Origin of the sequence: Pandoraea capi, assembly GCF_902459735.1 — a bacterium.
GTDB lineage: Bacteria > Pseudomonadota > Gammaproteobacteria > Burkholderiales > Burkholderiaceae > Pandoraea > Pandoraea capi.
The window spans coordinates 733,130-755,439 of sequence record NZ_CABPRV010000002.1; the positions used below are offsets into that span (position 1 = coordinate 733,130).

At 64.4% G+C, this 22,310-nt stretch carries 17 protein-coding genes; 4 read left to right on the forward strand and 13 right to left on the reverse strand.

Features of this window, described 5'->3' with window-relative positions:
* Nucleotides 1–88 precede the first annotated feature (88 nt).
* Nucleotides 89–1,828, reverse strand: coding sequence for a class I poly(R)-hydroxyalkanoic acid synthase (gene phaC, locus PCA20602_RS06595; RefSeq protein WP_425495650.1), 1,740 nt, complete (start codon nucleotides 1,826–1,828; stop codon nucleotides 89–91).
* Nucleotides 1,829–2,162: 334 nt separating this feature from the next.
* Between phaC and PCA20602_RS06600 the strand changes: the two genes are divergently transcribed.
* Entirely contained in the window at nucleotides 2,163–2,345 is a 183-nt protein-coding gene (locus PCA20602_RS06600; protein ID WP_069341144.1) for a hypothetical protein, read from the forward strand.
* A gap of 137 nt (nucleotides 2,346–2,482) precedes the next feature.
* Here PCA20602_RS06600 and pgeF read toward each other — a convergent pair whose 3' ends face one another.
* Both pgeF and PCA20602_RS06610 read right to left on the reverse strand, forming a co-directional pair.
* Complete coding sequence (gene pgeF / locus PCA20602_RS06605) at nucleotides 2,483–3,304, reverse strand: peptidoglycan editing factor PgeF (RefSeq protein WP_150720497.1); 822 nt, start codon at nucleotides 3,302–3,304, stop codon at nucleotides 2,483–2,485.
* Nucleotides 3,285–4,424, reverse strand: a complete 1,140-nt coding sequence (locus PCA20602_RS06610; protein ID WP_174980859.1) for an RluA family pseudouridine synthase — start codon at nucleotides 4,422–4,424, stop codon at nucleotides 3,285–3,287. The genes pgeF and PCA20602_RS06610 overlap by 20 nt, the downstream gene beginning before the upstream one ends.
* Nucleotides 4,425–4,445: 21 nt before the next feature.
* Here PCA20602_RS06610 and PCA20602_RS06615 point away from each other — a divergent pair, with 21 nt between their 5' ends.
* Nucleotides 4,446–5,273: an outer membrane protein assembly factor BamD gene (locus PCA20602_RS06615; protein ID WP_069341141.1), complete on the forward strand. Its 828-nt coding sequence runs from the start codon at nucleotides 4,446–4,448 to the stop codon at nucleotides 5,271–5,273.
* A 121-nt stretch (nucleotides 5,274–5,394) separates the two neighbouring features.
* Nucleotides 5,395–6,114 carry a glutamine amidotransferase gene (locus PCA20602_RS06620; protein WP_150720498.1) on the forward strand — a complete coding sequence of 240 codons (720 nt, stop codon included), beginning with the start codon at nucleotides 5,395–5,397 and terminating at the stop codon, nucleotides 6,112–6,114.
* 105 nt (nucleotides 6,115–6,219) lie between these two features.
* Here the strand turns inward: PCA20602_RS06620 and PCA20602_RS06625 are convergent, their stop codons facing one another.
* The 3 genes from PCA20602_RS06625 to PCA20602_RS06635 all read right to left on the reverse strand — a co-directional run bounded on the left by PCA20602_RS06625 (nucleotide 6,220) and on the right by PCA20602_RS06635 (nucleotide 9,787).
* Nucleotides 6,220–8,442 carry an ATP-dependent DNA helicase gene (locus tag PCA20602_RS06625; RefSeq protein ID WP_150720499.1) on the reverse strand — a complete coding sequence of 741 codons (2,223 nt, stop codon included), beginning with the start codon at nucleotides 8,440–8,442 and terminating at the stop codon, nucleotides 6,220–6,222.
* Nucleotides 8,443–8,582: 140 nt separating this feature from the next.
* Complete coding sequence (locus PCA20602_RS06630; protein WP_069341138.1) at nucleotides 8,583–8,786, reverse strand: YdcH family protein; 204 nt, start codon at nucleotides 8,784–8,786, stop codon at nucleotides 8,583–8,585.
* 92 nt (nucleotides 8,787–8,878) lie between these two features.
* Complete coding sequence (locus PCA20602_RS06635) at nucleotides 8,879–9,787, reverse strand: hypothetical protein (RefSeq protein ID WP_150720500.1); 909 nt, start codon at nucleotides 9,785–9,787, stop codon at nucleotides 8,879–8,881.
* A gap of 105 nt (nucleotides 9,788–9,892) precedes the next feature.
* On the opposite strand from PCA20602_RS06635, the gene PCA20602_RS06640 reads away from it, so the two are divergent.
* The gene (locus PCA20602_RS06640) at nucleotides 9,893–12,250 is read left to right on the forward strand and encodes a Tex family protein (RefSeq protein ID WP_150720501.1); all 2,358 of its coding nucleotides are present in this window, start codon (nucleotides 9,893–9,895) and stop codon (nucleotides 12,248–12,250) included.
* 141 nt (nucleotides 12,251–12,391) lie between these two features.
* On the opposite strand, the gene PCA20602_RS06645 is transcribed toward PCA20602_RS06640, so the two are convergent.
* The 7 genes from PCA20602_RS06645 to PCA20602_RS06675 form a co-directional block, all read right to left on the reverse strand.
* A complete protein-coding gene (locus tag PCA20602_RS06645; protein ID WP_150720502.1) occupies nucleotides 12,392–14,284 on the reverse strand; it encodes a potassium transporter Kup in 1,893 nt (630 codons plus the stop codon).
* A gap of 363 nt (nucleotides 14,285–14,647) precedes the next feature.
* A complete protein-coding gene (locus PCA20602_RS06650) occupies nucleotides 14,648–15,373 on the reverse strand; it encodes a DUF2968 domain-containing protein (RefSeq protein ID WP_150720503.1) in 726 nt (241 codons plus the stop codon).
* A gap of 343 nt (nucleotides 15,374–15,716) precedes the next feature.
* Nucleotides 15,717–17,123 (reverse strand): sigma 54-interacting transcriptional regulator, encoded by a 1,407-nt coding sequence (locus tag PCA20602_RS06655; RefSeq protein ID WP_069343844.1) that lies wholly within the window; start codon nucleotides 17,121–17,123, stop codon nucleotides 15,717–15,719.
* 226 nt (nucleotides 17,124–17,349) lie between these two features.
* Nucleotides 17,350–19,485 (reverse strand): pilus assembly protein TadG-related protein, encoded by a 2,136-nt coding sequence (locus PCA20602_RS06660; protein ID WP_150720504.1) that lies wholly within the window; start codon nucleotides 19,483–19,485, stop codon nucleotides 17,350–17,352.
* 6 nt (nucleotides 19,486–19,491) lie between these two features.
* On the reverse strand, nucleotides 19,492–20,082 hold the full coding sequence (locus PCA20602_RS06665; protein WP_246182062.1) for a DUF3613 domain-containing protein: 591 nt from the start codon (nucleotides 20,080–20,082) through the stop codon (nucleotides 19,492–19,494).
* 86 nt (nucleotides 20,083–20,168) lie between these two features.
* Nucleotides 20,169–21,254: a tetratricopeptide repeat protein gene (locus PCA20602_RS06670; protein ID WP_150720505.1), complete on the reverse strand. Its 1,086-nt coding sequence runs from the start codon at nucleotides 21,252–21,254 to the stop codon at nucleotides 20,169–20,171.
* 2 nt (nucleotides 21,255–21,256) lie between these two features.
* Entirely contained in the window at nucleotides 21,257–22,288 is a 1,032-nt protein-coding gene (locus PCA20602_RS06675) for a type II secretion system F family protein (protein WP_150720506.1), read from the reverse strand.
* Nucleotides 22,289–22,310 lie beyond the last annotated feature (22 nt).

The window sequence follows — 22,310 nt, forward strand, 5'->3', positions numbered from 1 at the left end:
CCTCTTTTTTCAATGGGTTCGAACCAGGGGGGATGCCCGCCGCGCAAACCATCGTTCGCGCGGCCACACACAACTGGGCGCCCTATGCTCAGGCCTTCGCCTTCACATAGCGGCCGGGCGCTGGTTCGATGGGTGCATAAGCAACATTACCATACGCATTTTGCGCCTTAACGCGTTTTCCGGCGTAGCCTGCGAGCCATTCGCTCCAGTCGCTCCACCAGCTTCCCGGGTACTCCGTCGCACCCGCCAGCCAATCGCTCGCCTCGACGCCAACGTCGTCGTTGCGCCAATAGCTGCGCTTTTTCTTCACGGGCGGATTGACGACCCCCGCAATGTGACCGGACGCACCGAGCACGAAACGGCGCTCGCCGCTCAACAACGGCAGCGACCGGAACGCCGACGTCCACGGCACGATGTGGTCTTCGCGTGAACCGAACACATAGGCCGGCGCATCGATCGCGCTCAGATCCACCGGCACGCCGCACGTCTGGATCGTCCCCGGCTGCTTCAGTTCGTTCTGCAAATAAAGATGGCGCAGATACCAGCAGAACATCGGTCCAGGCAGGTTCGTGCCGTCACCGTTCCAGTAAAGCAGGTCGAACGGCTGCGGCGCGTTGCCCTTCAGATAGCTGTCGACCACGTAGTTCCAGACCAGATCGTTCGGACGCAGGAACGAGAACGTGTTCGCCAGCTCGACGCCGCGCATCAACCCCGGCGGTTGGCCGAGACCGCCGCCGATCGTCTGCTCGCGGAATTGCACATGGGGCTCGTCGACAAACACGTCGAGCACGCCGGTATCGGAGAAATCCAGCAGCGTCGTGAGCAATGTCACGCTCGCGACCGGCGACTTGCGCCCCGTCTGCCCCTTCCCGGCCAATACCGCCAGCGCGGCGGCGAGCAACGTGCCGCCCACGCAGAAGCCGAGCGCATTGATCTGCGACTGACCGCTGATGTCGCGCACGACATCGATGGCGGCAATCGGCCCCTCACCCACGTAGTCGTCCCACGTCTTGTGCGCGAGCGACATGTCGGGGTTGCGCCACGACACGACGAACACGGTATGCCCCTGCTCCACGGCGTAGCGGATCAGCGAGTTTTCCGGTTGAAGATCGAGGATGTAGTACTTGTTGATGCACGGCGGCACCACGAGCAACGGACGCTGATGCACCGTCGGCGTAAGCGCCTTGTACTGGATGAGCTGGATCAGTTCGTTCTCGAAGACCACGGCGCCTTCGGTCGTCGCGACGTTACGTCCGACTTCGAACGCGGCTTCATCGGTCTGCGAGACCTTGCCCTTGCCCATGTCGACCAGCAGATGCTGCATGCCGGCGAGCAGGCTGTCGCCGTGCGTCTGCACGAGACGTTGCTGCGCGTCCGGATTGGTCGCGATGAAGTTCGCGGGCGAACTCGCGGCCACCCACTGCTCGACGGCAAAGCGAATGCGCTCGCGCGTTTTCGCATCGGCATCGACCAGTTCGGCCATGCGCATCAGAAAACGGCCGTTGAGCAGATAAAGCGCAGCGGGCAATGCGTAGAACGGATTGCGCCAGCCGTCTCCCGAGAAACGACGGTCGCCCAACGGGGGCGCATTATCGAGGCCGGGTTGATTGAAGCTGGCGACGAGTTCGGAAAACTCTCGGGCGTAATCCGACTGAAGCTCGTTCAGTCGCGCGGGATCGACGTGCAACGACGTCGGCTGCGGCAACGCGCCCGGCTTACCGAAAAGATCGAACTGCTGAAAAAGCCCCGCGAACGGATTCGCGGCAGCCGCTGCACCATTCGCAGCAAAGGGTGACGGGCCGGCAGCCCCCGGCAAAGCGCCGAACATCTGTTGGGCGGCCTTGAACCACTGCGACATGTCCTGAGCGGAGAGCGAAGCGGAGGGAAACTGCTGGGCAAACGAGGCGGCAAACGAGGCCGGATCGAAGTTGGCACTGGCGCGATTCATGGTAGCCTGAGTGTCACGTCCGTTGCGTTCAGGGCCGGCGCCCGAAACGCGGCGGCGTGCTTCGCTTTATGAGCGATGCGCTCCGCCTGTGAAGCATTCTTGCGTGCGCGCGCAGGCGTGTCAATCTTTGCAGCGTACGTCACAGGCGAGGGACTTCTCTCTGACTTCGCATTGTCTCGGTACTGCCCCTATTTTTGAATGCGCGTTTGTCCCGATGCTCATCATTCTTCTCGGCTGGCTTTACGTCATTGGCATGGTCGCCATCACCGCGCCGTCGGCCTGGCTGGGCATCGCGATCTTCCTCTTCGGGGGCATCGGTCCTGCCCTGCTTGTTCTCTATCTGTCGGGAAGCCGCGCGCGGCGTGCACGCGCGCTGCGACGCGATGACGCACAATGAACGCTCCGGATGCACAGGTTCGGCGGTGACCCGCGCCGGACAACGGGTCGCCGCATGATCGACATGACGCAGGACAGCGTCGACAAATCCTCAATGATCCGGACGAATTCCGACTGATTCCGGACGAATTCCGGCGATCAGGCCTCACGCCACACAAGCGCCGCCATCCGCCCTGTCGTCCGGTCACGACGATAGGAATAGAAGCGCGCCGGATCGCTGACCGTACACCACTGCCCACCCGAGACGCTCGTCACGCCTTCACGCGCCAGCCGCAACCGGGCCAGCGCACACAGATCCGCCAGCGATTTGCCAACGGCGGGGTCGCCATGCGGGACAAACGCGGCTTGCGTGGCTTCGTGCTCCTGCGGCGTGGCGGCATCGAGGAAAGCCTGCCGCACCTCCGGCCCCACTTCGAATGCCGTCGGCCCGATGCAGGGGCCGAGCCATGCGATCACCGATGCTTGCGCACCGGATTCGGGCAGCCGCGCACGCAATGCCTGTACCGTCTGTTCGATGACACCCGCACACAGCCCACGCCAGCCCGCGTGGGCAGCCGCCACCGCTTGTCCCTGCGCGTCGCACAGCAATACCGGCAGGCAGTCCGCCACCATGACGGTGCTTGCGAGACCTACGGCGTTCGTGGCACTGGCGTCCGCTTGCAGCGGGTCGCCCGATTGCGCGGCGTCCAGTGCCGCTTGCGCGTCGACCACGCGCGGGCCGTGCACCTGCGCCACCCATGCCGACGCCACGCCCGTTCGCGTCGCCAGCAACGCACGGTTGGTCCGGACGGCCTCGGGATCGTCGTCGGCTTTGAAACCGAGATTGAAGGTCGCCTGCGGTCCCTCGCTCACACCCCCGGCACGCGTGGTGAACACCGCGCGCACCTGCTTCGGCGCGGGCCAGTCGGGAACGATCCAGTCCGCAGGTATCGTGTCTTGCTCAGGCAGGGAAGAAGTCATCGAGCGAATCGGGGAGCGTTGTAAAGTCGAATTCGAGACCGAGCGCGGTCATGAGTTCACGCATATCGTCCGGCAAGGGGGCTTGCCAGTGCATGGCGCTGTCGTCCTCAGGATGAATCAGGCCAAGCCGCCAGGCATGCAATGCCTGACGCGCAAACCCGCCCGGCAACGACGGGCGCTTGTGACGGGGCTTATATAGCGGATCGCCCAGCAATGAGTGCCCAAGATGGGAAAGATGGACGCGAATCTGGTGCGTGCGGCCGGTATCCAGCGAGCAAAGCACCAACGAAACCGGGGAATTCTCCCATTCTGCGCTGGCGACCGTCACCACGCGGGTGCGCGCGGGCTTGCCGCCCTGCCCTTGCACCACGGCCATGCGGGTGCGCTCACGCGGGTCACGACCGATGGGCGCGTCGACGACCGTACGCAGTGGCGGACGTCCCCAGACAAGTGCCGCGTAATGGCGTTTCACGGAGCGCGCCTGCAACTGGCGCACCAGATCGGTCTGCGCCACCAGCGTACGCGCCACGACCATCAGGCCGGACGTCTCCTTGTCCAGCCGGTGGACGATGCCCGCGCGCGGCAGATCGGCGGCCGCTTGCCCATACCGATGCAGCAGCCCATTGAGCAACGTGCCGGACCAGTTGCCCGCCGCCGGATGGACGACGAGGCCCGCAGGCTTGTTGAAGACGGCAAGCGCGGCGTCTTCGTACACGACGTCGAGCGGCAACGGTTCCGGAGCGAACGCGAGTTGCTCCGGCAATGCCGCCGGCGTGATGAGGACTGTCTCGCCGCCGGCCACTTTCTGGCGCACCTTGGCGGGTTCGCCGTCGAGCGTGACGCGGCCGTCTTCGACCCAGGCTTGCAGACGGCTACGGGAATATTCGGGAAAACAGGACGCCAGCGCCTTGTCCAGCCGCTCGCCGGCGAGCGAATCGGGCAGTATGGCGGTCAGCGGCGTTGCGGTAGATACGGCAGAAGTCGCCCCTGCGGGGGCGTGATCGGCGCGGCTTGGGAAAGCCTCCGGAAGCGATTCGAGGTCGTCGTCCGACGAATCCTCCGCATTTTCCGTGGCAAATGAGGCGGTTACGCTATAATCCGGCACTATTGAACGGGTCATCGAGAAGTGAAGCCAACGAGCATGCAAGCCCTGAAACTTGTCAAACATCTGACGCTGGCCGCCATCGTGGTCGGCAGCATGGCCGCCTGCGGCATTCTGCCGGAGAAGGTCGACGAAACGGCCAGCTGGTCGACGAACAAATTATACTCGGAAGCGAAGGACAGCTTCGACAGCGGCGACTACACCAAGGCCGCCAAATACTACGAGTTGCTCGAAGGTCGCGACCCGTTCGGCCCGCACGCCCAACAAGCCCAGATCAACACGGCCTACTCCTATTACAAGGACAATGAGCCGGCGCAGGCCCTCACGGCCGTCGAGCGCTTCATCCGTCTGCATCCGGACAGCCCGTCGATCGATTACGCCTATTACCTCAAGGGCCTGATCAACTTCAACGACGACCTCGGTCTGTTCGGCCGCTTCTCCGGTCAGGATCTCAGCGAACGCGATCCGAAGGCTTTGCGTGCGGCCTATGACAGCTTCAAGTACCTCGTCGAGCATTATCCGAACAGCAAGTACGCGAACGACGCCGCCCTGCGCATGCGCTACGCCGTGAACGCGATGGCCGCGCACGAAGTGCACGCCGCCGAGTACTACTATCGCCGTGGCGCCTACCTCGCTGCCGTGAACCGTGCACAGAGCGCCTTGCAGGATTACGATCAGGCACCGGCACTCGAAGACGCGCTTGGCATCATGATCAAGTCGTACGACAAACTCGGCATGACCGAACTGCGTGACGATGCGCGTCGTGTGATGGAAAAGACCTACCCGAACAGCGGCTACCTCACGGTCGGCCGCCGCATCGACAACAACCCGAGCGACAAGAAGTCGTGGTGGCAGATCTGGCGTTAAGCCGTCTCGGTTGTCGATTGGCATTCGTCGAAAAGCCCTCGCGCAAGCGGGGGCTTTTTGTTTTTGCATGTCCACATGACGGCCGGATGGCCGCGCTTCTCAGGCATCAGGAGTTGGTTTCGTGAATCCCTCGTCCACCACCGGCAAGACGCTGCTGGCCCTGCGTCACGTCCACTTTGAAGACCTCGGCACGTTGGCGCCGTATTTCACACAACGCGGTTACGCCATCGAGTATGTCGACGCGCCGCTCGCCGACCTGCGCACCGTCGACGCGCGCTCACCGGACTTGCTCGTCGTGCTCGGCGGTCCTATCGGCGCCTTCGACGACCCGCTGCATCCGTTCATCGCGGACGAACTCGCGCTGGTCAAGGCGCGCCTCGCCGCCGGCAAGCCCATCCTCGGCATCTGCCTCGGCGCGCAATTGATGGCGCGAGCGTTGGACGCAAAGGTGTACCCGCTGGGCGTGAAGGAAATCGGCTACGCCCCGCTGACGCTGACGGACGCGGGCCTGTCGTCGCCCCTGGCGGCACTGGGCGACGCGAGCGTACTCCACTGGCATGGCGACCAGTTCGACATTCCGCCGGGGGCGGTGCATCTGGCACGTACGGCCGTTGGCGAAAATCAGGCCTTCGCGCTGGGCACGCACGCGCTGGGACTGCAATTTCATCTGGAAGCCGACGCCGCACGTATCGAATCGTGGCTCGTCGGGCATGCGTGCGAGCTCGGCGCTGCGAAGATCGATCCTGTGGGCCTGCGCAACGATGCCCGGGCGCATCACGCCCGGTTGTCCGAAGTTGCTCCGGCCGTCATCGGTCGCTGGCTGGACGCCATGCCCGGTTGATAGCCGACGGATGCCCAACAGACATCGCAGCGCAAGGCAACGAAAAAGCCAGACGTTTCACCGCCTGGCTTTTTCATTCCGCGCCGAGTGTAGGAATCGTGAAGCTCAATCGCCCGCCTCGGCCGCGATCTCGTCGAAGAATCCGCGCACGATCGGCAATTCCCGCGTACGTTTGAATGGCGGGAGGCTCTGCCAGATTCGCCGCCCATAGGGCTTGTCGACGAGACGCGGATCGCAAATCATCAGCACCCCGCGATCGGCTTCCGAACGAATCAGGCGCCCCGCCCCCTGCTTCAACGTGATTACCGCCTGCGGCAACTGGTGCACGGCGAACGGACTCAACCCCTTCTTCGTCAGCGCATCGAGACGCGCGGCAAGCACCGGATCGTCAGGCGGCGCGAACGGCAATTTGTCGATGATGACGAGCGAAAGCGCTTCACCCCGCACGTCCACCCCTTCCCAGAAACTCTGGCTACCGATGAGGACGGCATTGCCCAGCGCGCGGAATCGGTCGAGCAACTCCGTGCGGCTCGCTTCGCCCTGCACCAGCAGCGGATACGGCCAGCCACGCCGCTCGAACTCTTCGCGCAGGCGCTCCGCGGCACGATTGACCGCGCGCAACGTCGTACACAACACGAAGGCCCGGCCACCGCTGACTTCGAGCACCGGCAACGCGGCATCGAGCACAGCGTCCGTAAAGTTCGGTGCCGACGGCTGCGGCAATCCGCGCGGCACGTACAACAAGCTTTGGTTCTGATAGTCGAACGGACTGGCCAGCGTCAGCGACTTGCCTGCATCGAGTCCCAATTGCGCGGCGTAGTGCATGAAATTGCCCTTCACGGACAACGTAGCCGACGTGAAAATCCACGCGCGCGGCGCCCCGGCCCGCTGCTTCGCGAAGATCGGCGCAATCGAGAGCGGCGTCTGATGCAACTGCACCGCCTGCGAGAACACTTCGATCCAGCGGACCGTCTCCGCCGGCGTGTAGGTCTTTTCCGATTTACCTTCGCCGTCCGCGCCTTCCCCCGCCTTCGCTTCCGCCGTCAGACGCGCCGCTTCCGCCTCGCGCGCCTTCACCGCCTTTTCGCGTTTGCCGTCGGTCACACGCGGCGCGTCGGGGTCCAGCAGCGGCAGTGGCTGCTCGCCCGGCGACGGCGGCGTCACGCCCAACTGCCAACGCTCCAGTTGCTCATGCAATTCCAATGCGCGACGCAGACAGGCACCGAGCGCTTCGGCGCGCTCTGCCTGATGCTGAAGCGTCTCGATCACATCCTGCAACGCGATGTCGACGCTCTCGAGCGCCCCGAACAACTCGTGATCGTCCGGCAGTTGCGTCACGGACATCCGCGCGTTGTCCTGACCGAACGTCAAACGCACATCGCGCGCGGCCCGCTCCAGATTCGCGCCGAGCTTGACCCAGTCGGCGGCATCGCGCGCGTGAATCAGGCCTTCCGCGACGCAATCACGCGCCAGTTCAAGCAGTTGCGTGGTCGAGACCGTCTCGCCGAAGAACAGCGTGGCGGTTTCCGGCAACTGATGCGCTTCGTCGAAAATGACGGTATTGGCGCTCGGCAGCAATTCCGCCATACCGGTATCGCGCAGCATCACATCCGCAAAGAACAGGTGGTGATTGACGACCACGAGATCGGCCTGCTGCGCTTCCTTGCGCGCGAGCATCACGAAACAGTCCTTGTAACGCGGGCAATCCTGGCCGAGACAGTTATCGCGCGTAGACGTTACCTGCGCCCAGATCGGCGCGTTCTCCGGCACGGATGCCAGTTCCGCCTTGTCGCCGCTATGCGTGATCTGCGCAAACGTCGTGATCTCGCGCAACTGGGCAGCCTCATGGCGCGACGCAAAGCGCCCTTCCTGCTGCGCACGCTCCAGATAGTAGTGACACAGATAATTCGAGCGGCCCTTGAGCATGGCCACCGTGACCGGCACGGCAAGCGCCTTGCGCACGGTCGGAATGTCACGCGCAAAGATCTGGTCCTGCAAGTGTTTGGTGCCGGTCGAGATGATCGTCTTGCCGCCCCACAGCATGGCGGGCACGAGATACGCGTAGGTCTTGCCCGTGCCCGTGCCGGCCTCGGCGATCAGCGAGTCGTGCGTATCCATCGCAGCGGCCACGGCACGCGCCATCTCGGTTTGTGGTTCACGCGAGCGATAGCCGTCGATCGCGCGCGCCAGCATGCCGCCATCGCCGAAGATTTCCTCCAGCTCGCGCTCTCGCTTGGGGTCGAGCGGCTTGAGTCCATGGAACGTTGGCGTGTCAGCGCTTGGGGAGAGATCGGTGGAATCGCTGGATGCGGCGGCGGAATCGGTCAAAACGGCTCTGAAAACTCGAAGGCGCCGCGCATCGCCTCATGGGGATACGCAGCGCCGCAATGAAAAAAGTTACCGCGCGAAGCTCAGGACGAATGTCGCAGATATCGCGCGAATTTCCGGTGCATTGTCGGGGCGCTCGCTCAGGCGGGCAGGTCCGGCGTTTGCTGCACTTGCAGCAGGGTGATCGTGTCCTTGATCTTCAGACGGCGCTTCTTGAGCCGGGTGACCTGAAGCTCGTCATACGCCGGTTCCGTCAGCAACTTATCGATCAGATAGTCCAGATCGCGGTGTTCGATCTGCAATTCGATGATGCGACGTCCAACGGAGTGAAGATCGTGCTGCATCGTGACAACTCTCCTGCGACTCTCAAGTGATTCCGGTTCGGCGCCAACCCGCGTTGTGCGTCGCGTTCCGCCCGCCTCCAGCCTGCGCGGGCTTACTGCCCTTCCAAGGCCTTCTGCGCCGGCGAACTCCCCGACTGCGACTCGTTACGCCGCGCGTCCGACTTCTGCTGACGCTCGATGGCTTCCTGCTGCTTCTGGTTGTACTTGCGCACGTTCTCTTCGCGCTCGGCAGCCTTTTGCGCCGCAGACGCTTTCGCCTCGTCGAGCTTCTGCTGCTGCCCCGCCTGCTTGGCGTTGTACGACTCGGTATTCGCCGCACGTTGCGGTGCCTGTCCCGTACGTTCAGTGACGCGCTGCTGATATTCGGCCTGCTTGGCCTCGTAATCCGAGACGTTCTGAGCCCGCTCGGCGGCACGCTGCGGTGCTTCCGCAGCCGTTTGCGCGCGCTTGGCTGCGAGGCGTTCGTCACGCTCCTGCGCGCGCACCTTGCGCTCCTGATCTTCGAGCACCAGCCGCTGGCTACGAATCGCCTTGAGCGCTTCGCGCTGCTCGTCGCGCGCGTTATCGATGCAGTAATTCACGAAGAACTTCGAGGCACACTCGTACTTCGCCTCTTCGAAACGGTAGTCGACCCACGCGCGCTGACGATCGAGCACCGCCCGGCGGCCGCCAAAATCGTCATCGGCAGGATGCATGTCGAGCTGGTCGTCATAGGCGACGGGCTTGTCGTCCTCGGCTGCGGCAGCCGCAGCGCTGGCCTTGCTGGCAGACGACGGCGTGCGGTCGGCGGTGGCATCGAACGGCACCTGGGGCACACGCAGTTGTTCGGTCGTGCGTCCGGCCGCCTCGACGGCCGACAGCCCCTGAGCGAACGACGTCCCCGGCACAACGGCAGCCGTCACGAAACCGAACACGACACCCGCGGCGACGCGCGTGAGGGCCGGACGGTTCGGAAGCTGTCGCAGATTCAGTCGCGAAAACAATTTTTCGAAGGAAATCATGAGGTTGAGCAGAGTGATGCCAAATTTTAGCATTGCCTGCCCGGACGCGCCCGCGGTTTATGGCAAAATGCCCCGCTCCTGGCACTTGGGTAACTCGCAACACTCATGACGCAAAACGTAGCCCTTCAGATCGTTCAACGCATCGCCGACGAACTCAGCGTGCAGCCGCGTCAGGTCGCCGCCGCCGTGCAACTGCTGGACGAAGGCGCCACCGTGCCCTTCATCGCGCGCTACCGCAAGGAAGTGACCGATAACCTCGATGACACGCAACTGCGTACGCTCGAAGAGCGTCTGCTGTATCTGCGCGAACTGGAAGATCGCCGTGCGGCGATTCTTGCGAGCATCGAGGAACAAGGCAAGCTGACGGACGAACTGCGCACCGCCATCGTCGCGGCAGACACGAAGCAGACGCTCGAAGACCTTTACCTCCCGTACAAGCCGAAGCGCCGCACCCGCGCGCAGATCGCCCGCGAAGCCGGTCTCGAACCGCTCGCGCAGGCGCTGCTCGCCGATCCGACGCTCGACCCGCAGGTTGAAGCCGCCAAGTTCGTCGACGCCGAGAAAGGCGTTGCCGACGTCAAGGCGGCCCTCGACGGCGCCCGCGACATCCTTTCCGAACAATTCGGCGAGACGGCCGAGCTGCTCGGCAAGCTGCGCGACTACCTCTGGACCCAGGGCGTCGTGTCGTCGAAGGTCGTGGAAGGCAAGGAAAGCGAGGAAGGCGAGAAATTCCGCGATTATTACGACTACGCCGAGCCGATCGCGGCCGTGCCGTCGCACCGCGCGCTCGCCCTCTTCCGTGGCCGCAACCTCGGCATTCTGATGGTCAAGCTGGGCCTTGGCGAAGAACTCGACGCCCAGATCCCGCATCCGTGCGAAGGCGTGATCGCCGGTCACTTCGGCATTCGCCAGCAGAACCGCGCGGCTGACAAGTGGCTGGCGGACGTCTGCCGCTGGTGCTGGCGCGTGAAGGTGCAGCCGCACCTCGAATCGGAACTGCTCACGCAGATTCGCGAGAGCGCCGAGAGCGAAGCCATTCGCGTGTTCGCCCGCAACCTCAAGGCATTGCTGCTCGCCGCACCGGCCGGCCCGAAGGGCGTGATCGGTCTGGACCCGGGCCTGCGCACCGGCGTGAAGGTCGCAGTGGTCGACGCGACGGGCAAGCTGCTCGGCACCGACACCATTTACCCGCATGAGCCGCGTCGCGACTGGGACGGCTCGCTCTCCCGACTGTCGAAGATCGCGGCCGCGACGGGCGCTCAACTGGTGAGTATCGGTAACGGCACGGCGTCGCGTGAGACGGACAAGCTGGCGCTGGAACTCATCAAGCGCCATCCGGAACTGAAGCTCCAGAAGATCGTGGTCTCGGAAGCCGGCGCCTCGGTGTACTCGGCGTCGGAGTTCGCAGCGAAGGAATTCCCTGAACTCGACGTCTCGCTGCGTGGCGCCGTCTCGATTGCGCGACGTCTGCAAGATCCGCTGGCCGAACTCGTCAAGATCGAGCCGAAGGCCATCGGCGTGGGGCAGTATCAGCACGACGTGAACCAGCGTGAACTGGCGCGCATGCTCGACGCCGTCGTCGAGGATTGCGTGAACGCGGTCGGCGTGGACGTCAATACCGCCTCGGCGCCGCTGCTCGCGCGCGTGTCGGGCCTGAACAGCACGCTGGCGAAGAACATCGTGGACTTCCGCGACAGCAACGGTCCGTTCGCCAATCGCGAGGCGCTCAGGAAGGTGCCGCGTCTGGGCGACAAGACGTTCGAGCAGGCGGCCGGCTTCCTGCGTGTGAACGGCGGCGACAATCCGCTGGATCGCTCGTCGGTGCACCCGGAAGCCTACCCCGTCGTCGAGCGCATTCTCGCCAAAATCAAGAAGTCGATTGGCGATGTGATGGGCAACGGTTCGGTCGTGCGCAGCGTGTCGCCCACGGAGTTCGTCGACGAGCGCTTTGGCCTGCCGACGGTGAAGGACATCCTGACCGAACTCGAGAAGCCGGGCCGAGATCCGCGTCCCGAGTTCAAGACGGCAACGTTCCAGGAAGGTGTCGAGAAGCTGACCGACCTGAAGCCGGGCATGCAGCTCGAAGGCGTGGTGACGAACGTTGCCGCTTTCGGTGCGTTCATCGATATCGGCGTGCATCAGGACGGTCTCGTCCACGTCTCGGCCATGTCGACGAAGTTCATCAAGGACCCGCACGAAGTCGTGAAGGCTGGCGATATCGTGAAGGTCAAGGTGCTCGAAGTCGATCCGCGCCGCCAGCGTATCTCGCTCACCATGCGTCTGAACGACGACCTGCCGGTGGCGGGCAGCAGCGACCGCCCGGGTAGTCACGGCGGCGGTGCGCCGCGAGGCGGGCACGGCGGTCAGGGCAGCGGTGGCCGAGGCGGCAACGGCGGCGGACGCTCGCGCGAACCGGAAACGGTCAACGCCATGGCAGCGGCCTTCGCCAAGCTCAAGCGCTGAGCCCAAGGCACACGGCGGCGGTGACATGCGGGGGGCATCCTTCGCGACGCACCGCCACCGTTGAGCGCATCCCAATTAAAAAGCCCGCTCGTTTGAGCGGGCTTTTTACGTCTTGCTTTCGCCGCGTCGCAATACGCTGCGTCAGATCTCGATCTTCGTCCCCAGCTCAACCACGCGGTTCGCGGGAATGCTGAAGAAGTCGGTCGGTTTGGCAGCGTTCTGGTGCATCCACGCGAACAGGCGTTCACGCCAGATGGACATGCCCGGCAGCTTGGTCGGCACGACCGTCTCGCGCGCGAGGAAGAACGACGTATCCATCAACTCGAAGTGCATATCCGTCTTCTCTTCGAGCAGATGCAGCACTTCCTTCACGTCCGGCGTCTCGTTGAAACCGAACGTCGCGACCACGCTGTACAGCCCGCCCGTGTGGTCCTTGACCTCGATGCGGCTGGCATCTTCGGCATAAGGCACATCCAGCGTGCGGAACGTCAGGAAGATCGTGCGCTCATGCAGGATACGGTTGTGCTTGAGGTTGTGCAGCAGGCTCACCGGCACCAGCGTATTGCCGCCCGTCAGGTAGATGGCCGTGCCCGCCACGCGATGCGGCGGGTGCGCCAGCAGACCTTGCAGGAACGGCCCGAGCGGAATGCCGTCGGCGGCGGTGCGCTCGCGCAGCAACTGCCGGCCCTTGTGCCACGTCATCAGCATGAAGAACAGGAACGCGCCCAAGGCGAGCGGCAACCAGCCGCCCTCTTCCACCTTGATCAGGTTCGCGCCGAAGAACGCGAAGTCGACCACGAGGAAGCCCGTGATGATGAGCGCGACGAGGAACTTGTTCCAGTTCCAGACCTTGACCATGACCACGCACGCGAGAATGGTCGTGATGACCATCGTCGTCGTCACGGCAATGCCGTAAGCGGCCGCCAGATTGCTCGACGACTTGAACGCCAGCACGATCCAGATGATGACCAGCAGCAGCGACCAGTTGATGACCGGCATATAGATCTGACCGATCTCGCGATCCGACGTATGCAGAATCTTCATGCGTGGCACATAGCCGAGCTGAATCGCCTGACTGGTCAGCGAGAACGCCCCGGAAATCACGGCTTGCGACGCGATCACGGTGGCCGCCGTCGCCACGATCACCAGCGGCAACAGCGCCCAGTCCGGCGCGAGCAGGAAGAACGGATTTTCGATGGCCTTCGGGTTCGACAGCAGCAATGCCCCCTGACCGAAGTAGTTCAGCGCCAGCGCCGGAAACACCAGCACCGACCAGGCGAAGCGAATCGGACGGATACCGAAGTGCCCCATGTCCGCGTACAGCGCTTCTGCGCCGGTCAGCACGAGGAACACCGAGCCGAGCACGATGTAGGCCTGCAACGCGTGAGTGCGGATGAAATGGATGCCGTAGTACGGGTTGATGGCCTTCACGATCTCCGGCGCGAGCACCATGTTGTACACGCCCAGCACGCCGAGAATCACGAACCAGAGCACCATGACCGGGCCGAACAGACGCCCGACCTTGGCGGTCCCCGACTTCTGCATCGAGAAGAGCACGATCAGAATGACGATCGTGATCGGCAGCACGAAACGTGACAGCGAAGGCGCGGCGATCTCCAGCCCCTCGACCGCCGACATCACGGAGATGGCCGGGGTAATCACGGCGTCGCCATAGAACATGCAGGCGCCGAACATCCCCAGCATCATCAGGACGGATGCCCATCGACTGCCCGCCCTCACGCTGCGCAAGCTGAGCGCCATGAGCGCGAGCACCCCGCCTTCACCGCGGTTGTCCGCTCGCATCACGAACAAGACGTACTTCAGGGAAACCACGATCACCAGCGCCCAGAACAGCAGCGAGATGATGCCGAACACCGCCTGTTGATCAAACGGAATGCCGTGCTGCGGATCGAAACATTCCTTGAGCGCATAGAGCGGGCTGGTGCCGATATCGCCGAAGACCACGCCGATAGCCGCCACCATGAGCGCGGGCATGGCCTGGGGGCGCTGCCCGTGTCGAATGTTTTGCGTCATAAGGTTTGGGTAATCGCTTTATTGCGCTGCACAAAATGGGCGCTATTCTAACTGGGCGCCGGTTCCCTCGCCAGCCCGGGCAGTTCCTGATCGCCGGGCTTGTTACATGACATGCCCCGCTAGGATATGACGAGCCGGACGCCGTGACCAGTCCCGCGCCACAAGGGTTTTGCCCATCCCTTGCCGCCGTTGGGCCACGCACGCGGCGCCGCTATTCGAGTTGCAAATGCGCGACATATGCCGGACATGCGCGATTCGTGAGTCGACAGTCCCCGCAATTGGGTGTACCGATATGCACGCCATCCCATGAAAAAAGCCGCCCGAAGGCGGCTTTCTCACATGCTGGGACGTCTGAGACGCGGCTTAACGGCGACGCGTCGTCTTCTTCGACGAACCCTTGACCGAACGCACGAGATCCGAATCCACACTGTTCTGCTGGGCTTCCAGCGAGCGGATCTGGCCCTGCACGTCGCTCAGGCGGATGCGTGCAGCACTACGCTCGGTCTCGAGGGCAGCGGCCTGCTCACGCACGGCTTGCTGGTTCTGCGCCAGCGCCTGTTCCTGCTGACGCTGGATAGTGAGGTCGTTCTGCACGGCATTGAGGCGCGTTTCGCTCTCGGCCAACTGACGCTCGATCATGGCCTTCTGGGCTTCGAGCTTGATGCGGTTGATCTCGACGTCGGCGAGCACCTGCGTCTGATGGACGAAGTCGGCATACAGCGCTTCGGCCTTCTTCTCGTTGCTCACCTTGACCACGCGCCAGAACTGGCCTTCGTGGAACAGCGCCACGTAGTAGCCCAGCGTCTGCGGATAGAACAGCAGGCTTGCGCCGTAACGACCGTTGTAGGTCGTGCGCAATTCGGTGACTTCCTTGTTCTGAATGCGATCGCGCAGTTCCTGGATCGTGCCCGATGCGGCCACCGGCGCGTTGGCCGATTGTGCAGGCACTGCCGGAGCTGCAAGTTGCGCGGGCGTCGCACCAGTCACATCACGGACCGGGTCGGCAGCCATTGCTGACGTCCCCCAGGCGGCCAGGCATGCCACCCCCACGCCCAACCACAACCGCCCCCGGCAATCACTGATTTTCATCTGATCTGTTTTCCTGTTATCGACCGGATCGTTTCACGATCCTTATTCGTCGCATTCATTCGCCACCCCGGACTCCGTCCCGAGGATCTGATACCTGCGTATTTGTGGAATGATAACCGCATGCCCGCAATAGCCGACAATTCTATCCATTGAGGCCCGGTCTTCCAAGCAGGGAATGCGTTATTCTGCCGCCGCAATTTCATCTGTTGATACGGCGCAACTGAGGGTCGTCGGGACTTCCGGAAGACGGAAGCTGCTTGTCAGAAAAATCCCGTCATAAAACGCCACGCCAAGACTTCATCAACGCAGAGCGCGTTGTCCTCGGCGTTGGACGGCGCCAGGCTCAGCCCTCAAACTCGCTCGCCAACTCCGAGTCGTTGCCGAGAATCTGGTATTTGCGCATCTTTTCCCACAGCACCTTGCGGCTGATGCCCAGCGCGTTGGCGGTGTCCTGACGTCGCCAGCCATTGGCGTCGAGCGCCGCCACAATACGGGCCCGCTCGGTGGCGTCCCAGCGCGCACGTTCGCGCTCGCCCACCGCTGCGCCGCCGCGCGACGCGTCGTCCGCGCGTGCCACCGTGCCCATCGACAGCGCGTCGAAGATCGGTCGAATGCGCCGCTCGTCCCAGCCGCCCAGTTGCCGGTAGATGATGCCGACGCGCTCGGCGATATTGCGCATCTCGCGCACGTTGCCCGGAAACAGACCGCCCTCGACCAGTTCGCGCAGCCATGCCGGCACCTGCGCCCCGATCTCGCTATCGCCCACGACCTTGCCGAGATAGGCGGTGAAGACGGCCAGCTTGTCGACCGGCCCGCGCTCCTCCAGGCTCGGGATGTGCAACTCGATCACGGCAAGACGGTAGAACAGGTCGGCGCGGAACAACTCGTCGCGCACCATCGACTTCAGATGCTTGTTGGTCGCCGCGACCAGCCGGAAGTCGAGCTTCACGGGCTGCGCCGAGCCAAGGCGCGTCACGGCGCTATCCTCCAGCACCCGTAGCAACTTGACCTGCTGATACAGCGGCAGGTCGCCGATTTCGTCGAGAAAGAGCGTGCCGTCGTTGGCCTGCTCGAAATACCCCTTGTGCGAGTACAGCGCGCCGGTGAACGCGCCTTTGGCGTGACCGAAGAAGTGCGATTCGAAGAGACCGTCGGGAATCGCACCGCAGTTCACGGCAACGAACGGCCCCCGTCCGTAATGACTCTGCTTGTCGTGGAGCAGGCGGGCGATACGCTCCTTGCCCACGCCGGTCTCGCCGTGGATCAGCACGTTCGAATCGCAATCGGCGAAAGCATCGACTTCGGCGAGCAGGCCGAGCATGGCGCTCGACTGCGCGACGAGCGGGTCAGTGGGCACCGGCGCCTGATCGGCCTCTGCGATAGCCCCGGACAGCTTGAAGATCAGTGTGCGCAGCTCCGCACCGGAGAAGTCGAGGGTGAGGATGTTGCTGTACTCGGGCGGGAACACCCGTCCGTCGTTCTCGCGCGGCGTCGTCGCGACCCAGATCACCGGCATGCCGTGGCCGAGCTGCCATTCGTTCGCATTGGTCGACGCGCCCTCGATCACCGACACGCTCACCACCGCGATGGACGGACGCGCGCGCGTGCGCTCGCGCGACAGATCGACGCCGTCCGCCCGAATGACTTCCATGTCGAAGCTCGCGAGACAGTGGGACACCCGGTCTGCGATATCCGACTTGCCCTCCCACACATACACATCGAGATCTTCACGTACTGGCTTGCTTTTCATGCTTGTCCGCTCGTTGGCGAACGCCCCCCGGCGTTCGTCATGGTGAAGTTCAGTGCGCCGGCCCGGCTCCATTTCGGGCATCACTGATCGTTTTGTTCGTGATTCTCTGCGTCATCTTTGCCTTGCACCGCGCCATCTACTGCGCCTTGAACCCTACCACGCACACAACGCCCGACATCCAGTCGAGCACCGTTGCTCCAGCGATCTCACCCGCGTTCGATCGCCGCTAATACACTAGCTGCACCAGACCGTTCTGGCAGTTGATGCTGTCCACCGTGACCGTCGTCATGCCCAGCGTGATGCCCAGCGACGACAGCAGCGTATTGAGCACGTTGCTCAGCGGCGTGAGCAGCGGATTGAGCAAGGTGTAGAGCACGCTGCCGAGCACCGGTGAGATATCCGACGTGCCGATCGATCCCGATACGGCATTGATACGGCACTGATTGGCGTTACCCGACAGATTGCAGAGCAGGTCCGTGACACCGCCCAGTAACCCGGAGACGATGCCGCCCAGCGTGTTGACCAATCCCGTCACCAGCCCGCCCACGCCGCCCAACACCTGCGGCAGATTGAGCGTCAGCACACCGCCGAGCGTCGTGCCGAGCGCATTGGTCGTCTGCTTCAATCCGGCGGCGGCCGTGCTCAGGAAGCTGTTCACTGTCGAGATCGACGACCCCGCGAGTGCCGACGGCACATTGTTCACCAGCCCCGTGCCGATGGTCCCGGACGTCGATGTCCCGCCAGCACTCACGTCGAGCGAGAGCCCGGTCAGCAACGCCTTGACGATCTGACTCAGATCCACGCTCGACCCGATAGGCCCGACCTTTTGCGGGAACGGCCCGGTAAACGTGATCGGCGCGGGCGAATTCGTCACAAGCGACAAGTTCACGTTAGCCCCCACGTTGATCAGGCCGAGCAACGTCGCAATGTTCGTGCGTTGCGTCATGAGCGTTGTGCAACTGCGCGGATCGGTCTGCACATTCACCCCGGATGCCGCAGCGCCCACGCACACGTTCACCAGTCCCGAGTTGACCTGCAAGGTGGTCGAGGGCGTCGCGCCACACTGCAATGCCGTGACCGTCGCCGTCGACTGCGCCACTTCAAGCACCAGCGGAAGATTCAGTTGCGTGCCCACGGCGCTCAAAATCCCGGCAAGCGGACCGGCGGACGACGCCGCCGAGTTGACCGTCAGGAACAGCCGCACCTGCGCGTTCGTTGCCGTGGCGCCCACGCCTCCGACGCCGATTTGCGGTGGCGAAATCACCCGCGCCACGACCGACACGGTCCCGCCGAGAATCGAGAGCGACGGCACGGCCACGGCGTTGTTGCCGTTCGCGCCGATGATAGCGGCCGTAATCAGATCGGAGATGCCGACGTTCGCACTCAGCGCGTTCGCGGCGCTCACCCCGGCAGCGTCGATGTTCGCGATGATGCCAGGCGACGTCGCGGTCCCCAGCAGGTTGATCGGCAAATTCAGGACCGGACTGTTCGCGAACACGTTGATGAGGTTGTTCATCGCCGTGACCGAGGCAGACAACGCCCCGTTCTGCGTGGCGAGCGCCGTATTCGTCGCACTCAGCAGCGTGCCCACGGTGAGGTTCTTCACAGCCGCCACGCCCGAGAGCGACGCCACGCTCACATCCCCCGTCACCGGCACACCGAGCGCCTGCAACAGCCCTTTCGGGGTAATGTTCACACCCACGAGTTGCTGCGCGGCGCCGACATACAGCGACGGCGTGATCCCGACCGCGTTGAGCAGCGGCGCGAGCACCGAGTTGTTGGCATTGAGCGCCAGGAGGCCCGAATCCACGGTAAACGTCACGACCGCCGGGGCTTTTCGCGCGATGGCATTGGCGGCAATCGTGCGCGTGCCCGCCAGTTGGAAGAACGACGGCACGCCCAGCGTCAGCGTGACGGACACCGCGTTGCCGTTGGCCGCATTCGCCGACGTCGCCGCCACGAACGTGCCGGGCGTGCTGGACGACGCCGCAGGCGAGGTCCAGATGCCACAGGACGTCGCGATGGTCAGCCCGGTCACGTTGCTACCGAGGTTCGAGGTGACGTTCGCTCGCGCGACCGTGTCGTACGACGTGGCGTTGGCGCACCCTGGCAGCGTCTGCGCCCCCGCGAGCGCCGCCATGTCCGCCGCAAGTTGCAGGTCGCGTCGCTTCATGAACGCGTAGCCGGCATCGATCGCAAACGCCAGAATCAGCACCACGATCAGGAAGATGAAGGCGAGGATCGGCACCGAGCCGCGCTGACGCGCCGGCAGCCACCCTGAGCGCCGCTCACATCCGGTCGACGGCGCTACCGTCGTGGTCGTCGAGGGCTTCGTGGGGCGCACACGCGCACGCGCTTTCATCACGCATCACTGGCTCGCGCCAGCCCCCGCCGAGCTTCCGCTGGTGCCGACGTTGCCGCCCCCACCGCCACCGCCTCCACCGCCGCCTCCGCTATCGCTTTGCACCATCGTCGTAAAGAACGCCGGGATCGCGTAATTGAAGCTTTCCAGATAGCGACGATAAGCGCGCGAAGCGGTTGCGCCGAGCATCGGCAACCCGGGTCCGGCGGCAAGATTGTTGCCCTGCACGGCGAGCAACGCTTCCGTCTCGTCGCCCAGCATGCCATCGCGCGCGTGTTCGCCGACGCGCGGCGGCGTAGTACGGCGCACGACATTGGTCGGCGTGCGGGCCGCCTGAACGGGCGCCGGCGCTGCCGCTTGCGCGGCGGGCGCCTGCTGCGCCGTATCGGCTGCGGGCGACGCCTGTGCGACCTGTACGGCCCGAGCCGTGGAAGGCGACGCCACGGCGCGTGCGTCGGCGCCCCCCATCGATCCGGTGAGCGGCGTGTTGCCCTGCGCGGTGGCGGCCCCGGCCCACAGCGTGAACACGGCCAATCCGACCTGCATGGCCGTCACCGTGCGCATACCCGGATGTCGCTGAAGTTTCTGGACTGCCATGATTCCCTCTCCCTAAGGTTGCGTGATTCGCAACACATGGACTGCTCTTGTCACCGCTGTCGCCCGGTCAACCCGGTCCGAGCGCCTTACTGCGAGTGCGCAAAACGATCGAGCATCGACGTCGGCATGTCGCTGCGCGCGGACTCGCCTGCGCGCGCGAGCTTCGCGTCGGACGTCGCCGCCTTCACGGGCGCCTGCTGCGGCTGCGTCTGCAGCGTCGTCGCGTTCTGTACCGCATCGGCCGCACCCGGCGTCAGACGCACCACCACGGGCCCACCGGCATCGGCACGCGAGGCCGTCGCCCCAGCCGACGCAACCGGCGCCGCCTGCGGAACGAGCGACGCCGCCGCCTGCGCCGCCGCACGCGCGGCTGCGGCGTCCGCTGCCTGCTTGCGCGCCCGGGTGTTCGCCCGGATGTCCGCCGCGAGCTTGTTGATCGCGTCGCGCGTGGTCTGCGGCATCTTGGCGCTCGTCATCATGTCGTCGGCGCGCGAGCGGTCACCCATCACGACGAGATACACCGCGAGATTGCTCAGCACCTTGCGGCTGTCGGGCCTGAGTTCGGCCGCCTGCGCGAGCGGCACGCGTGCACCCGCCGTGTCGCCGTTGTTCAGCAGCGCAAAGCCGAGATCGCTCAGATAGAACGCCTCGGTCGGCGCGCGGCTCACGGCCTCACGCAGCGCCTGAGCGGCACCTGCGTAATCCTTGCGCTGCGCCGCCACGAGTCCGATGCCGTGCCATGCGGCGGCGGCCTCACTGCTCCCCAACAACGCACGATAGGCCTGCTCGGCCTGCTCCGGTTGTCCGGTCTCGCGCAGCGCATCGGCCCGCAGAATGTCGACGTCAGGTGCGGAACCGTACTGAATCCGGAACTGCTCGATGTGCGCGAGCGAGGCGAAGTACGACCCCTGCTCCTGCGACTGACGAATCATCGACAGGTACAACTCGCGCGTATCGGGTTTCGCGGCCCTTGCCCGCTCCTCGTCGTTCTGTTGCGCCTGCATGAGCGCAGCGGCCGACGGCGCGCCGTAACCGCCCAGCGTCGGCCCGCTACTGCATCCGGCGAGCAGCGCCGCGCTCAGTCCGAGGCACAGCGCAGCGCGCAGCGACGAAGCCTTCCGACTCACGCGGCCCGACGGCTCGCGCGTGAGGTGTTGCGTCTGGATCGGCATGGTCAATTCATGGCCTCCATGGATTTGGTCAGCGACAGAATCGCCGGCCCCGCCACCACGAGCATCAACGCAGGCAGCAGCGTGAGCATCATGGCCAGCGTCATCTTTACGGTCAGCTTGCCGATGCGCTCCTTCATCGTCTGACGACGTTGCTCGCGCAAGCGGTCGCTGAACTGTTGCAACGGTTCCTGCACCGCGCCGCCGTGCTGCTCGACCTGCACGATGAGCCGCACCAGCGCGCGCAGATCGTCGTTGTCGTAGACCTCGCGCAAGCGCCCCATCGACGCCTCGCGGCCGCGTCCCGATGCGTACTGACGATTGGCCGCTTCGAACTCCTTCGACAGGATCGGCAGCACTTCGCGGAAGTCGGAGACCACCACGTACAGACTCTGGTCCATCGACAACCCCACACCCTGCAACAGACGCAGCAAGTCGATAAGCAGCGGTAATTCGTCGACCAGATCGCGACGACGTTGTGCCGCCTTGCGCTGGATGTAGAACTTCGGCGTGAGCAATCCCGCGCCGGCCGCGCCAATCAGACGCAGTATCGTGCCGATGCCGCCGCCCCCCGGGAACCACAACCACACGAGCAACGGCAGCACCGCCGCCAACGCCACCCGCGAGAAGATGAACAACGACTTGGCGCGCACGCTGTCGTAGCCGCATTGCGCGAGCAGCAGACGGTCTTCCGCCGCGATCAGATTCTGGCCGAGGCGCGTTTCCGACCATTGCTTGCCGAGCGCTGCCGCCCGGTCCAGGAGCGAGCGCCAGCCACGCTGCCCGCTCTCGAGCGACTCGTCCGTCTCATCATCCGATCGCGCACGCGCGCCCACCGGCGCCGACGCCGCACGAAGCGCCGCGAGCGCCTGCTGTTGACGATTCGCGAGCACCTGATCGATCACCCGTTCGTTGCGTCCCTGGCGCACCGCGCGCAGCAAAATGGCCGACGCCGCCAGCAGCAGACCTGCCGCGACCATCAGCAGGCCGAGCATCATCCACGTTTGCGAATCGGCCGACAGGGACGAAAGGTTCATATGCGAGATCCTTGCGCTTGGC